At 56.7% G+C, this 15,469-nt stretch carries 10 protein-coding genes; 5 read left to right on the forward strand and 5 right to left on the reverse strand.

The genetic code is table 11. The features are described 5' to 3' along the window. The first annotated feature begins 293 nt into the window (after positions 1 to 293). The 5 genes from G5574_RS16700 (at position 294) to G5574_RS16720 (ending at position 8,842) form a co-directional block, all read left to right on the forward strand. On the forward strand, positions 294 to 1,880 hold the full coding sequence (locus G5574_RS16700; protein WP_164482925.1) for a methyl-accepting chemotaxis protein: 1,587 nt from the start codon (positions 294 to 296) through the stop codon (positions 1,878 to 1,880). Positions 1,881 to 2,320: 440 nt separating this feature from the next. Then, positions 2,321 to 3,874 (forward strand): pyridoxal phosphate-dependent decarboxylase family protein, encoded by a 1,554-nt coding sequence (locus G5574_RS16705; protein WP_164482926.1) that lies wholly within the window; start codon positions 2,321 to 2,323, stop codon positions 3,872 to 3,874. Between the two features lie 10 nt (positions 3,875 to 3,884). Continuing rightward, entirely contained in the window at positions 3,885 to 5,177 is a 1,293-nt protein-coding gene (locus G5574_RS16710) for a lysine N(6)-hydroxylase/L-ornithine N(5)-oxygenase family protein (protein WP_039338790.1), read from the forward strand. Between the two features lies 1 nt (position 5,178). Then, on the forward strand, positions 5,179 to 7,530 hold the full coding sequence (locus G5574_RS16715; protein ID WP_164482927.1) for a GNAT family N-acetyltransferase: 2,352 nt from the start codon (positions 5,179 to 5,181) through the stop codon (positions 7,528 to 7,530). A 79-nt stretch (positions 7,531 to 7,609) separates the two neighbouring features. Next, positions 7,610 to 8,842: an MFS transporter gene (locus G5574_RS16720; RefSeq protein WP_033740203.1), complete on the forward strand. Its 1,233-nt coding sequence runs from the start codon at positions 7,610 to 7,612 to the stop codon at positions 8,840 to 8,842. A gap of 38 nt (positions 8,843 to 8,880) precedes the next feature. Here the strand turns inward: G5574_RS16720 and G5574_RS16725 are convergent, their stop codons facing one another. The 5 genes from G5574_RS16725 to urtB all read right to left on the reverse strand — a co-directional run bounded on the left by G5574_RS16725 (position 8,881) and on the right by urtB (position 15,411). Beyond that, positions 8,881 to 10,998: a TonB-dependent siderophore receptor gene (locus tag G5574_RS16725; RefSeq protein ID WP_164482928.1), complete on the reverse strand. Its 2,118-nt coding sequence runs from the start codon at positions 10,996 to 10,998 to the stop codon at positions 8,881 to 8,883. Positions 10,999 to 11,286: 288 nt separating this feature from the next. Further along, positions 11,287 to 11,985: an urea ABC transporter ATP-binding subunit UrtE gene (gene urtE / locus G5574_RS16730; protein WP_033740208.1), complete on the reverse strand. Its 699-nt coding sequence runs from the start codon at positions 11,983 to 11,985 to the stop codon at positions 11,287 to 11,289. Next, positions 11,986 to 12,777: an urea ABC transporter ATP-binding protein UrtD gene (gene urtD, locus G5574_RS16735; protein ID WP_164482929.1), complete on the reverse strand. Its 792-nt coding sequence runs from the start codon at positions 12,775 to 12,777 to the stop codon at positions 11,986 to 11,988. It abuts the gene before it with no gap. Beyond that, positions 12,770 to 13,846 carry an urea ABC transporter permease subunit UrtC gene (gene urtC, locus G5574_RS16740; RefSeq protein ID WP_033740211.1) on the reverse strand — a complete coding sequence of 359 codons (1,077 nt, stop codon included), beginning with the start codon at positions 13,844 to 13,846 and terminating at the stop codon, positions 12,770 to 12,772. The genes urtD and urtC overlap by 8 nt, the downstream gene beginning before the upstream one ends. Further along, a complete protein-coding gene (gene urtB / locus G5574_RS16745) occupies positions 13,846 to 15,411 on the reverse strand; it encodes an urea ABC transporter permease subunit UrtB (protein ID WP_110268091.1) in 1,566 nt (521 codons plus the stop codon). The genes urtC and urtB overlap by 1 nt, the downstream gene beginning before the upstream one ends. Positions 15,412 to 15,469: the final 58 nt, after the last annotated feature.

Below are 15,469 nucleotides of genomic sequence, written 5' to 3' on the forward strand. Positions count from 1 at the left end.
ACAATGTCTTTGCGCGAAATCGGACGGTTTGTACCGCAGCGCAATATGCCAGTGCGCAGGTCGCACCGGTAATGCCCGCTGAGCAACCTCCGTTACAGGTCAAAGCGCACAGGCTGTGAAAGCGCAAGGCAAGATATTATGGGTCAAAATGTCGCTATTTGGGGGCTTTCTGTCACAAAAGTGTCACGTTATTTCCTCATCCGGCTCCATAAAGGTTGCTACCCGCCAGGACGATAATCAATGTGACGAAAGTCACGTTTGTTCTCCTATTTATTCACCAGGTAACAGTTTTTATGAAGCTCAATCGATTTAAAATTGGTCAAAGACTCGGTTTTCTTGCCACGTTGCTGCTGCTTGCAACCCTGTTGATGGGGGTGAACGGATTACGTGTTAACGGACAGGCTTTAGAGAACAGTCAGGCCGTTATGGCAAAGGAGATGCTCATTGCAGAAAGTATTGATACTGCGCGCAGCGCGCAGGTGCAGTTCAAAATACAAGTGCAGGAGTGGAAGAATATTCTGCTGCGTGGAACACAAGGACAAAATACATTTGATAAATATAAAACGGCCTTTTTGAATGAAAGCCAGAAAACGCAGCAATTATTGACCCGGCTCAGTCAGATTCAGGCCATGCTGAACCTGCCAGTTGCCCCGGTTGAGCAGGCGCGCGCGGCGCATGCCGGGCTGGAACGCCAGTACCTGACGGCGCTGAACAGCTATGTTATCAACGACATCAGCAGCCCCGCGCGGGTCGATCATCAGGTAACGGGCATTGATCGTGCGCCCACCCAGCAAATCGATGCGCTGGTCACGTCGACCTTAGCGCGTGCGCAGGAAATGCATCGGGACATTGATGCGAGTAACCTTGCGCATTACCAACAAACGCGCCTGCTGTTGCTGATCGCAATGGGATGCATCCTGTTAGTGGGCGTGGGAATTACATGGTGGCTTATCCAGAGCATTACGCAACCGTTGAAACAGGCAATCACGATAGCCAAAACGGTAGCAGCGGGTGACCTGCGCGCCCGTATTAGCGTCAGCGGACATGATGAAACGGCACAATTGATGGCCGCACTGCGCGATATGAATACGAGCCTGACACGCATTGTGATCGGTGTTCGCGGTGGAACTGAGGCCATTGCGGCCACGACAGATCAGGTGGCACATGGCAGCCGTGAGCTTTCTTCACGTAATGAAGCGCAAGCCAGTGCGCTGGAAGAAACGGCGGCGTCAATGGAACAACTGACCTCTGTTGTAAAAATCAATGCAGAAAATGCCCATCATGCCAGCATCATTGCACGTGATACGCGCCAGCGCGCCGATGATGGCGGTGAGGTGGTCGAAAAAGTGGTCATTGCCATGGAAGATATCCATCAGTTTTCACGCGAAATTAATGACATCGTTACGGTAATTGACGGCATTGCTTTCCAGACGAATATTTTGGCCCTTAACGCGGCGGTAGAAGCCGCCCGTGCTGGTAACGACGGACGCGGTTTTGCCGTTGTCGCTTCAGAGGTCCGTGCACTGGCGCAGCGTTCCGCTACGGCGGCCCGCGAGATTCGGGGACTCACGGATCGATCGGTGACGCTGGTTGCGCAAGGCAATTCACTTGTAAAAGGCGCGGGGGCATCCATGCAGGCGATCGTTGAGAGCGTAAAACAGCTGTGTACGCTCATGGAGAATATCTCTGCTGCCAGCGCTGAACAGAGTGCCGGTATTGAACAAGTCAATTTGGCGGTGACGCATATGGATGCCGCGACGCAGCAAAACGCAACCTTATCACAGCAGTCAGCCCAGTCCGCACGGGCATTAGACCAGCAGGTCAGCGCGCTGGTTGAGAACGTCAGTGTATTCAGGCTTGATGCCCAGACCGCAATGTAGAACCGTGCCGGGGCTGAGCCTCTGCATCCCGTCATCTGTATTCACATCTTGAAAACAGCACTTCCCTACGGAATCAGGGCCGTGGGGAAGCCTGTTTTGTCAGCCTGGCGGCTCCTTTCGCCTACTTTTTGTGATCAAGATCACGTAAATAGATATTAGTCATACTTATGAGAATGGTTACACTTCCATAAATTGAATGATAATGATTATTATTTATGTTGTCATTTTCGTTAACAATCACTCAGTAAATACAAATAAACCACACAAAATGTAGTTTTTTGGATTTTTGCGAACATAAATTCTCAATTTTTCAGGGCTGATGGGTTAGCTGTACCGGCTAAAGATTACCGAATCTGAACTGACACGTGCGGTCTGGCACGATCTGCTGCCCTTTTACCGGGGCGGCCAGGCGACTTACGTCTTAAACAAAGGAACAGGATATGGTGTTACGTAAGCAAACTCTGTCGGTCCCGCGCCGACATCTGTCTGAAGATATTCCTGCGGCTCAGGACGTCATCTTTAACGAGGCGCAGATTACGGCGTGGCAGCAGCAAACGCACGCGGCGCTGACGCTGATCAGCAGCACGGTGCAGCGCGTGGAGAAGCCGTTCAGCGGAATCCTGCCCCATGAGCTGGCCCCGGCGTTCAGCGCCGTCGACCTTGATCAGCCTCTGGGAAGCAACGAAGCCGCGTTGGAAGAGCTGCGGTCACTTTACCTGCGCGATGCCGTCTGGTTCCACCACCCCAAATATGTCGCCCATCTTAACTGCCCGGTTGTGCTGCCCTCGCTGCTGGCAGAGCAGATCATGGCGGCGGTAAACAGCTCCGTCGATACCTGGGATCAAAGCGCGGGCGGCACGCTGATTGAGCAGAAGGTCATTGACTGGACGCTGGGCCGCATCGGCCTGCCTGCGAGCGCAGACGGCATCTTTACCAGTGGCGGTACGCAGTCCAACCTGATGGCGATGCTGCTGGCGCGGGACAGTTGGTGCGCCACGCACCATCCGGGTCACCTGATCAAGCATAAGGGGTTGCCGGCGGAGGCCGCGAAATGGCGCGTGCTGACCTCCCGACTGAGTCATTTCAGTATTCAGAAGTCGATGGCGATTCTTGGCCTGGGCTACGATGCGGTGATTTCCGTGGATTACGACGAACACTACCGCATGGACAGCGTACAGCTTGAGCGCGAAATTGAGCACTGCCATGCGCAGGGCCTGATTCCCATCGCCGTCGTGGCCACCAGTGGCACAACCGATTTTGGCAGTATCGATCCGCTGAACGCTATCGCGGATCTGTGTCAGCAGCACGGCATCTGGATGCACGTCGATGCGGCTTACGGCTGTGGCCTGCTGGTATCTGAAACGCAGCGGCAGCGCCTCAGTGGTATCGAAAAAGCGGACTCGGTGACGGTGGATTATCACAAGTCATTCTTCCAGACCGTCAGTTGCGGGGCGTTTTTCGTGCGCGATAAACAGCACCTCAGCCATGTGACGCACCATGCCGATTACCTCAATCCGCTCAGCGCCCAGCAGGAAGGGACGCCAAACCTGGTCAACAAAAGTATTCAGACGACGCGCCGGTTTGACGCGCTGAAAATGTGGCTGACGTTGCGCATCATGGGCCCGGCGGCGCTGGGGGAAGCATTCGATACCATCCTGACGTTGACCGAGGCAACCCATCAGTTGCTGAAAGCCCATCCGTCCATTGAGGTGCTGCATGCGCCTGAACTGACCACACAAATCTTCCGTTTCGTACCCCGGCCTGACATGCGGGCCGCACAGCTGGATGCCATCAATGCCGGTATCCGCAAGGCGTTGTTCCGCTCGGGTAACGCGGTGATCGCCGGTACGAAAGTCGAGGGTCACCAGTACCTCAAATTTACCCTGCTGAATCCCACCACTACGGTGGCTGACATGGAAGACGTCATTGCCCTGATTGTCCATTACGGCCGGGAGCAGGCACGTGACCTGACTTTGCAAGCCGCTAACCAGTGAGAACGGTACGATGAACGACAACATTTATGACTTTATCGGAATTGGCATCGGTCCTTTCAATCTCAGCCTGGCCTGTCTGAGTGAACCTGTTGAAGGGCTGAATGGCCTCTTTCTGGATCAGAATCCGGGCTTTGACTGGCATACCGGCATGATGCTGGAAAGTGCGCATCTGCAAACGCCGTTTATGGCCGATTTGGTGACGCTGGCCGATCCCACCAGTCCTTACAGTCTGCTGAATTATATGAAGCAGAAAGGAAAACTGTATTCGTTCTATATCCGCGAAGACTTTTTCCTGATGCGTAAAGAGTACAACCAGTACTGTCAGTGGGCCTGTTCAAAGCTGAGTAACCTGCGCTGGAACACGCGCGTAGACTATGTGAGCTACGACGAAGCGTTGCAGTGCTACCGCGTACGGGCAGTCGATACGGTCAGTGGGCAGCAGCAGGACTGGCTGACCCGCAGGCTGGTGTTGGGCACCGGTCCTGAAGCCTGGCTGCCTGCCTGCAGCCATCCATACCGGTCGCGTTTTACGCACTCCAGTCAGTATCTGGCGAATAAGGCGGATTTGCAGAAAAAACCGTCCATTACCGTACTGGGTAGCGGGCAGAGCGCGGCAGAGATCTATTACGATCTGCTTACGGAGATCGATCGGTTTGGCTATCAGCTGAACTGGATAACCCGTGCGCCACGCTTTTATCCGCTGGAATATACCAAACTGACGCTGGAGATGACCTCGCCAGAATGGGTGGACTATTTCCACGCGCTGCCGGGTGAGAAACGCGATGCGCTGAATGCGCGTCACAAAAATCTCTATAAAGGCATCAACAGCACGCTGATCAACGCTATCTACGATCTGATGTACGTTAAGCAACTGGATGGCGCGCTGAACGTTAACCTGTTCACCCATTCAGAACTGACCGGAATGCGCGCGTTACCCAACGGAGAGTTCGAGCTCGCGCTGCATCAGCAGGAGCAGGATTGTGCCTTTACCCGCCGTACGCACGGTCTGGTGATGGCAACGGGCTATCAGTATCGTCCGCCGATGTTTATTGAAGGCATCAGCCAGCGTCTGCGCTGGGACGAGAAGGGCCGTTACGACGTTCAGCGTAACTACAGCATTGATCGCCACAACCAGATCTTCGTGCAGAACGCGGAGCTGCACACGCACGGCTTCGTTACACCGGATCTGGGCATGGCCTGCTATCGCAATTCGGTGCTGCTGCGTGAAATCACCGGCAAAGAGATCTATCCCGTCGAACGGCAGATTGCCTTCCAGACTTTCCCGGCTCAATCGGAATCGTAATATGTCACAGTTAACGCTTTTCACTGCCGCCCGCCCGGCAGGCCAGTTTACCCTCCGCCCTATGCAGGCCGCTGACGCCACGCTGATTCATCGCTGGGTGACGCGCGACTATGCCCGCTTCTGGGGAATGCAGAATGACACACCAGAGCAGGTCGCCGACTTTTACCACCAGCTGACGGCCAGGGATCCGCATGCGGCGTTGATCGGCTGCTGCAATGGTGAACCGGCCTTTCTTGTCGAATGCTATCGCGCCCGCGAGGATGAAGTGGGTAAACACTATCCCGCTCAGCCGGACGACTACGGCATGCATATTCTGATCGCGCCCGCGGAAACCCCGGTCAGGGAATTTAGCTGGCAGGTCTTCAGCACCGTTATGGATTACCTGTTCAGCCGCCCCGAGGTCAGTCGCGTGGTGGTCGAACCGGATGTGCGCAACGACAAAATCCATCGCCTGAACAAACGTGCGGGTTTTCGCTACCAGCACACCATTGATATGGGCCACAAAACCGCCTGGCTGGCCTTCTGTCAGCGCGACGATTATCAACAGGCTTTACTGCAGGACTCACGAATGAATCACGCCACCTCACTGTTAACCGGTGCCCATCTCACCGGACCTCACTGGCTGCAGGCTAACCGTTTACTGATTCGTAAAGCGATTGCCGAATTCGCGCATGAAAAGCTGATCGTCCCCGACGAAATGCACCCTAGACGTTATCGCCTGGCCGTGCCGGGTGCCGAGGCAGAGTACCATTTTTCCGCTCAGCGTCTGGCGCTGGACCACTGGGATATCGACGTTGCCTCACTGGAAAAGCAGGAGAATGGTCGGGCGTTACCGCTGGATGCGCTGCAGTTTATTGAGGAGTTTAATGCGCAGATCGGCATTCCTCAGGCGCTGTTAGCCACCTACATGGAAGAGATCAGCAGCACCTTATGCAGCAGCGTATTTAAGTTGCAGAAGCAGAATCCAGACAGCCAGGCGCTGGTAAAAGCGGACTTCCAGACCGTGGAATCCTCCATGACGGAAGGGCATCCCTGCTTCGTCGCCAATAACGGCCGCATCGGCTTCGATGCGCGGGATTACCTGGCTTATGCTCCAGAGGCCGCCGCGCCGGTAAATCTCATCTGGGTAGCCGTGCACCGTCGTCATGCCCATTTCTCCAGCCTCAGCGCGCTGAGCTATACGCAGTTGCTGCAGGAGGAGCTAGGGCAGTCCATTCTGGATCGGTTCGCGGCTCAGCTGACAAGCCACGGGGTGGAACCCGAGGACTATATCTTTATGCCCGTGCATCCGTGGCAGTGGCAGAACAAGCTGCTGACGGTGTTTGCGGCGGATATTGCCAGTCGGGACATTATTTATCTGGGCATCGGTGATGACCAGTATCAGGCGCAGCAGTCGATTCGTACCTTCTTTAACCGCAGCCAGCCCCACAAGCGTTATGTGAAAACTGCCCTGTCGGTGCTCAACATGGGCTTTATGCGCGGCTTGTCGCCGTACTATATGGCGACCACGCCTGCGATTAATGAATGGCTGGAAACGCTGGTGGCAAACGACAGCTGGCTTCAGCGCTGCAACTTCCGCATCCTGCGCGAGGTGGCCGCCGTGGGCTATCACAACCGCCATTACGAACGTGCCATTAAGGGCGATTCCGCCTATAAGAAAATGTTTGCGGCCCTGTGGCGCGATAATCCGGTTCCTGATTTGCAGCCCGGCCAGCGCTTGATGACCATGGCGGCGTTCCTGCATGTTGATCATCATCAGCAGCCGTTACTGCCCGCACTGATCGCCGACTCAGGCCTGCCCGCGGCACAGTGGGTTGAACGTTACCTTAACTGTTACCTCAGTCCGCTGCTGCACTGCTTCTATCAACACGATCTGGTGTTTATGCCCCACGGCGAAAATCTGATCCTGCTGCTGGAAAACAATGTGCCGGTCAGCGCCTACATGAAAGACATTGGCGAAGAAATCGCCGTCATGAACCCGGAGGCGGTACTGCCGGAGAACGTCCAGCGTCTGGCGGTAGACGTGCCTGAAGAACTGAAGCTATTGTCGATTTTTACCGACGTCTTTGACTGTATCTTCCGCTTTATCAGCGCGATTTTGCACCAGTCAGGTACGCTGCCCGAGAGTCAGTTCTGGCAGTTGGTGGCACAGTGCGTGAAGGATTATCAGCAGGCGCATCCGCAGCTGGCCAGTAAATTTGCCCGCTACGATATGTTTGCGCCCACCTTTACCCGCTCTTGTCTGAACCGCCTGCAGCTGGCCAATAATCAGCAGATGATCAACCTGTCCGATCCTGCCGAAAACCTCAAGTTTGCCGGCACGCTGGAGAATCCTGTCGCCCGGTGGCGTTAACGGGATCATCATCGCCTTTCCCATCAGCGCGGTCGCCCTGGCGGCCGCGTTTTTCTCGTTTTACTGGATAATACTGACGATGGCTCGTTTTCAACCTGTCTCGCGCCTGACGCGACGACATCTGTTATTTCCTTTATCGCTGGTGCTGTTTGAGTTTGCCACCTATCTCGCGCATGACATGATTCAGCCCGGCATGCTGCGGGTCACACAGGCGTTTCACGTGGGCCCGGAGTGGGTGGCCACCTCGCTGACCGCCTATCTGATGGGCGGGATGCTGTTACAGTGGCTCCTGGGGCCGCTGTCCGACAAGCTGGGCCGCCGTCCGGTCCTGCTGACCGGTGTTGCGTTTTTTATGCTGACCTGTCTGGCGACGCACTGGGTGCAGGGCATCGGGCCGTTTATCCTGCTGCGCTTTCTGCAGGGCATCAGCCTGTGCTTTATCGGTGCGGTGGGCTATGCCGCCATTCAGGAGGCTTTTGACGAGGCACTCAGCGTAAAGATGATGGCGCTGATGGCGAACGTTGCGCTGCTGGCTCCGCTGGCCGGGCCGCTGGCGGGTACGGCGTTTCTGGCCGTCGCAGACTGGCGCACACTGTTTCTGTTTTTCGCTGCTCTGGCCGCACTGTCGCTCATTGGCCTGGGCCTGTCGATGCCGGAAACCGCAGGTGACAGACGCACCTCCGTATCGCTGCCGTCGCTGGCGGCGGGCTATTATGCGTTGCTAAAAGACCGCCAGGTGATGTGCGGTTCGCTGGCTATTGGCCTGGTGACGATTCCCTGCCTGACATGGGTCGCGCTTTCGCCTGTTATCCTGATTCACGGTCTGGGCCTGAGCCGACTGGATTACGCACTGCTTCAACTGCCGGTCTTTATGGCAATGATTGCCGGGAATCTCACGCTGGGACGACTGGCCAGCCGTCTCTCCGTCGAGCAGCCGTTACGGTTGGGTGCCTGGCCTGTGGTTACAGGGCTTTTGATCGCTGCGCTGAGCACGTTATGGCAGGCGGACAGCTACATTGGGCTCACGGCTGGCCTCAGCCTGTACGGCTTCGGCAGCGGGATGGTCAATGCCGGACTGTACCGACTGACGTTATTTTCCAGTCAGGCAGGGAAGGGCAGCGTGGCAGCGATGCTGGGCATGGTCAGTATGGTGGTCTTTGCTTTTGGGATTGAGGCAGGCAAAGCGGCCTATTTTCATGGCGGTACCGCAGGCTTCAGCCTGTTGAATCTGATCTGTGGTGTGCTGTGGCTGTGGTTAGTACGTGTTTTTCTGCGAGAAAAACAGCGGCGACATTGCGCCGCTGTGGCATAAGCGGTGACAGGCGGCACGGATTGCCGCCCTGGGAGGGATCAGAAATCGTAGCCGACGGTCGCCACCACGGTGCGCTCTGCGCCCCAGTAGCAGAAGCCCGTGCCGTAGCAGGCAGAAACGTAGTCGCGATCGGTCAGGTTATTGGCATTAAGCTGCACAAACGCGCCTTTGAGGCTGCTGTTCCAGGCACCTAAATCAGCGCGGACCGAGGCGTCAAACAGCGTAGCGGAAGGCAGACGTGTGGTGTTCTCATTGTCTGCCCACTGCCGACCAATGTAACGCACGCCAGCACCGACGCTGATTCCCGCATCAAACTGGTATTTCGCCCAGGCAGACGCCATCGAGTCAGGCGTCACGTAAGGCGTGTGGCCGTTATTGCCGTCGATGGAATCTTTGAAGCGCACATGGTTCACCGTCACGCTCGCCAGCGTGCTCAGTCGCGGGGTGAGCTGATTATGCGCTTCCAGTTCGAGGCCCTGAGAGTGCACTTTGCCAGCCGGTTCATAATAGGAGCCCACTACCACGCGGTTACCGACATCATTCTGTGTCAGGTCGTAGATCGCGGCGGAGTAGAGATCGGACGTGCCCACGGGCTGGTACTTAATGCCGGTCTCATACTGCTCCGAGGTCGTTGGCTTCAGCAGGTTGCCATCCCGTCCGGAAAGGGATTGTGGCGTAATCGCCTGGCTATAGCTGACGTAGGGCGAAATCCCGTTATCGAAGGCATACAGCAGCGCCGCCCGGCCACTGACGTGATCATCCTGACGACGATATTGGGTATCGGTGCTGTACTGGCGGTTTTCAGACACGATGCGATCGTAGCGGCCTGAGAGATCCAGATGCCATTTGTCCCATTTCAGCTCATCCTGCAGGTACACGCCGGTTTGATAGTAACGACGCTGTGAATTTGTAAACACGTAAGCCGGATTCACGCCCACGGCCTGACCTGTCAGCGCATTGAGTGAACTGGCTGGGCCGCGGGCATCCCGTAAATCGTTCGTGTACTGATGGTATTCCGCACCCAGCACCACCTTGTGATCCACCGGACCGGTATCAAAGTCGGCTTCCAGCTGGTTATCAATCGCGTACGCCTGCAGCGACGAACGCGAGCCGGAATAGTAGCGATTGAGCAGTTCTGACTGCGGTGATGCCCAGCCAATCTGATAAACCTGATCCAGATCGACATTGGAATGGGAGTAGCTGGCATTCGAGCGAAACGCCCAGGTTTCATTAAAGCGGTGAGCGAATTCCGCGCTGTAAATCTGCTCCCGCCGCTTAAACTGATCCAGCGCGCTGTCGCCATCATAGAAACCGGTGCTGAGCTTACGCCCGTTATGTTCGGTGATGCTGCCGTCCCCTGGCACGGCACTGTGATAGCCGCCGGACGGATCTTTTTGCAGATAAGCGCGCAGCAGGAGTGACGTATCCTCATCAGGTTGCCACAGCAGTGAAGGCGAAATCGCATATTTTTCTTCGCGTGTGTGATCGTACTGCGTATCACTGTTGCGTGTTATGCCGGTCAGACGAAACGCCCACTGATCGTTGATGGCATTGGTGTAATCAAACGCAGCGCTGTTGGTGTTATGGTTGCCGGTAGACAAACGGAAATGTCCCTCAGGCGCATACTGCGGACGTCTGGAGCTTTCCATCACTAAGCCACCCGGCACCGTCTGTCCATACAGGGCAGAAGAAGGACCTTTGATCACATCAATACGGTCGAGGAACCAGGGATCGACCTGCAGCACGTTATAGCTGCCGGGATCGCTCATCAGGCGCAGACCGTCCAGGAAAATGTTATCGACATCGCCGCCGTGGAAGCCGCGCAGAGAGACCGTGTCGTAGCGGGTGGCTGCGCCAGCGAAGTTCGTGAAGGCACCGGCGGTGTAGTTAAGCGCCTGATTCACATCCATTGCGCCCTGATCGGCCATTTGCTGGCGCGTCACGACCGAAACGGACTGACCGGTGGTGATCAAAGGACGATCGGTTTTGGTTGCCCCTTTACTGACGGTCGCCGTGTAGCCTTCAGTGGGCGTGGTCGATGTTTCTTCCGGCTTTGCTGTCACCACCAGCGTATCGGCGGCAAAGGAGACCGCAGGGGCGGCAATGGCGATGGAACACAGTAGCGCTAACCGTTTCGGGCCAAAAGGCATTCTCATTGTTTATCCCTTACAAAGGCAAATACAACGCGCCCGGCAGAAGAAAGGCGCAGAAAGTCATGTGACAAAGGTGTTATGCACATTGAATGCAAATGAGAATTATTATACTTACTGTTATTTATTACAAGATGTCTTGTGCGTTATTACACAAGAATTTAACGACGGAAAAGAAACGGGCCGGTCACGGATGCGTACCGTGGGCGTGCATGGCTCAGGTGGGAAGAAAGCGCAGGGTGCCGCGATCCAGGCAGGTCAGCCTGCGCGCCGACCTGCCTGACAGGAGGAGAATCAGATGGCGACCAGGCTCCGCACGTTATCCGTTTCCATCTCTTCACCGCGCCCGCGCTGGATAATTTCACCGCGCGACATGACCAGATAGCGGTCGGCCAGGTCCGCGGCAAAATCATAAAACTGCTCGACCAGCAGAATCGCCATGTCGCCGCGCTGTGCCAGTTGGCGGATCACCAGGCCAATCTCTTTGATCACTGAAGGCTGAATCCCTTCGGTAGGCTCGTCGAGGATCAGCAACTGTGGACGGCTGGCCAGCGCCCGGCCAATGGCCAACTGCTGTTGCTGGCCGCCGGACAGATCGCCGCCCCGGCGGGATTTCATATCGAACAATACCGGAAACAGCTGGTAAATCTCTTCAGGCACCTGCTTTGCCTGCGAGGATGAGAAGCGTGACAGGCCCATCAGCAGATTCTCTTCAACCGTCAGACGCGGAAAAATCTCCCGCCCCTGCGGCACGTAAGCCATGCCGGCCTGCACGCGCTGGTGGGGCTTTCGCCCGTTGATGATATTGTCCTGCCAGCGCACCTCGCCCGATTTAGCCGGTATTAAGCCCATCAGGCATTTCAGCAGCGTGGTTTTCCCCACACCGTTGCGGCCGAGCAGGCAGGTGACTTCACCCTGTTTAACCTCAAAAGACAGGCCACGCAGAATGTGGCTGCCGCCATAATACTGATGCAGTTCAGATACCTGTAACATTTAGCGCCCCAAATAAACGTCAATGACCTGCTCGTTGGCCTGTACCTCGCGCAGGGAACCTTCTGCCAGTACGGCTCCCTGATGCAAAACGGTGACGTGATCGGCAATGGTTTCCACGAAGCCCATATCGTGCTCAACCACCATAAGTGAATGCTTGCCCGCCAGACTGCGAAACAGTTCTGCGGTGTAGTCAGTTTCCGCATCGGTCATGCCCGCAGCGGGCTCATCAAGCAGCAGCAGGTGCGGTTCCTGCACCAGCAGCATGCCGATTTCAAGAAATTGCTTTTGGCCATGCGACAGCAGACCTGCCGGTCGCTGGCGGGCGGCGCTAAGCCGCAGCAGCGTCAGGATCTCATCGATCCGATCCCGTTGCGCGCTGTCAAGGCGCGCACGCAGGCTGGCCCAGACGGTTTTGGTGGTTTTCAGGGCAATCTCCAGATTCTCAAATACCGTCAGCGCTTCAAACACTGTCGGCTTCTGAAACTTGCGCCCAATTCCGTTTCGGGCAATCTCGACCGGCGACAGGGCGATGAGGTTTTTATCCTGATCGTAAATGACCTGCCCTGTGTCGGGACGCGTTTTGCCGGTAATAACGTCCATCAGCGTGGTTTTACCTGCGCCATTAGGACCAATGATGCAGCGCAGTTCACCGACACCAATCTGCAAAGAAAGATTGTTAAGCGCACGAAACCCCTCAAAGGTTACGGTGATGTTAGCCAACTGCAGGACCGGATCGCGCCGGGCACGATAACGATCGGCTGGCAGGGTTTGGGTGAACAGGGTCTCAGTCATCTTTTCTCCGGCGCAGTAAACCCATCACGCCACGCGGCAGAAACAGCGTGACCAAAATAAACATCATCCCCAGGAAAAACAGCCAGTACTCCGGAAAAGCCACGGTGAAGACGCTCTTCGCGCCGTTGACGATGGCGGCCCCGAGCAGCGGACCGATAAGCGTACCGCGCCCGCCAAGTGCGACCCAGATAGCGGCTTCAATGGAGTTGGTCGGGGACATTTCACTGGGGTTAATAATGCCAACCTGGGGCACATAGAGCGCGCCTGCCAGGCCACATAACATGGCCGAGAGGGTCCAGACGAACAGCTTAAAACCCCGGGGATCGTAACCGCAGAACATCAGGCGGTTTTCGGCATCCCGAACAGCGGTCAGCACCCGGCCAAATTTACTGCGGGCCAGCGCGAAGCCCAGCACCAGGCTTGCTAACAGCAGCATGACGGTAGCAATAAACAAGCCGATGCGCGTGTTGGTTGAGGTCACACTAAAGCCCAGCAGGGTCGTAAAACCGGTAAAGCCGTTGTTACCGCCAAAACCGGTTTCGTTGCGAAAGAACAGCAGCATGCCGGCATAGGTCAGCGCCTGGGTCATGATTGAGAAATACACGCCTTTGATTTTCGAGCGGAAGGCAAAGAAACCAAACACCAGCGCCAGCAGGCCCGGCACGAGGACAATCAGACACAGCGCCCAGGCGAAATGCTGCGTGCCTGCCCAAAACCACGGCAGCCGATCCCAGGACAGGAAGGTCATAAACGCGGGCAGGCTGTCCCCGGAGGCCTGGCGCATCAGGTACATGCCCATCGCATAGCCGCCCAGCGCAAAAAACAGGCCATGCCCCAGAGAAAGTAAGCCCGCATAACCCCACACCAGATCCAGCGCCACCGCGACCACGGCGTAGCACAGAATTTTACCGACCAGCGTTAAGGTATAGGTGGAGATCGCCAGCGGATGCGAGGCGGGCAGCAGTGCCAGGAACGGCATGATCAGCAGCAGCAGCGTAACGACTGCGCCAATGCCCAGCGTCAGGCGCGGTGCCTGACGCGTCAGACGTAAGGTGAGAGGTTGCGTCATCAGTCAGTCACCCTTCCTTTCACGGCAAACAGTCCCTGCGGACGTTTTTGAATAAACAGCACGATCAACACCAGAATAAGGATTTTCCCCAATACGGCCCCCATCTGCGGCTCCAGCACTTTGTTGAGAATGCCCAGTCCCAGTGCGGCGACCACGGTTCCGGCAAGCTGGCCGACGCCGCCCAGCACCACCACCAGGAAAGAATCGATGATGTAGCCCTGGCCCAGTTCTGGTCCGACATTGCCTAACTGCGACAGGGCGACGCCGCCCAGCCCCGCGATACCGGAACCCAGACCAAATGCCAGCATGTCCACGCGGCCCGTCGGCACGCCACAGCAGTCGGCCATGGCCCGGTTTTGGGTGACGGCGCGCACGTTCATCCCCAGCCGTGTGCGGTTGAGAAGCAGCCAGGTTAGTATCAGCACAAACACCACGAACAGGATCACTGCAATGCGGTTCCAGGGCAGAACCAGATTGGGCAGCACCTGCAATCCGCCCGACAGCCAGGCGGGATTGGCGACCTCCAGGTTCTGCGCACCAAACAGCATACGCACCAGCTGAATCAGCATCAGGCTGATGCCCCAGGTCGCGAGCAGGGTTTCCAGCGGGCGGCCATACAAATGGCGAATGATGGTGCGCTCCAGCGCCATTCCAATGGCTGCCGTCATCAGAAACGCGACCGGCAGCGCCAGCAGCGGATACCAGGCGATATACTGCGGTGCAAACTGCTGAAACAGGTTTTGTACCAGCCAGGTGGCGTACGCGCCCAGCATCAGCATTTCACCGTGCGCCATATTGATCACTCCCAGCAGACCGTAGGTGATGGCCAGGCCCAGTGCGGCCAGCAGCAGGATCGATCCCAGCGAGAGCCCGCTGAATGCCTGTCCCAGCAGATCGCCCCACATCAGGCGACTTTTCATCTGCTTCAGGCTGTCTGCCGCTGCCTCGCGTACCGTTTCATCGGGCTCGGCTGCGGGCTGCGTCAGGCGCTGCAGGCTGGCCTGAGTATTAGGATCGCTGGATTCGCCCAGCAGTTTGACCGCTCTAAGCCGCACTATCGGCTGCGGGCTGGTCAGCTGCAGACTGGCCGCCGTCATGGCCAGCGCAGCATGAACCTGAGGATCCGTTTCAACACTGAGGCGTTTTTCTATGAGCGGAAGCAGGTCAGCGGCCGCGTCGTTTTGTAACTGTTGCGCCGCGCGCAGGCGCACGCCGGCATCAGGGCTTACCAGCTGATGGGCGGCGAGAGCACTGGCGACCAGTACACGCAGGCGGTTGTTCATAAACAGCTTTTTAACGTCGCCGTTGGGCTGTGCGGCGTCATCCAGTGGCTGAAGCGTATTCCCGGTTTTACTAAAGGGATGGTGGTCCTGATCCGTCACGACGGTTTCGGCTTTTAACGCTTCCAGCAAGGGTAAACGGCGGGCATCTGGCGCAGCGGCCCACTGTTGCAGCAGATCGGCCTGCTGAGTTCGGCTGGCGGCGGCAAAGTCCGTAGCGGGTCCGGCGCTGGCAAACAGCGGCAGAAGCAGCAATAACGCTAAAAAATTCAGGCGAAGCATCATGGTGAGCCTCATCAAAAGGGCGAGCATAGGATGTCCTGACGGCCGCCCTCACAGCCAG

Origin of the sequence: Pantoea stewartii (assembly GCF_011044475.1) — a bacterium.
In the GTDB taxonomy this organism is placed as follows: Bacteria; Pseudomonadota; Gammaproteobacteria; order Enterobacterales; family Enterobacteriaceae; genus Pantoea; species Pantoea stewartii.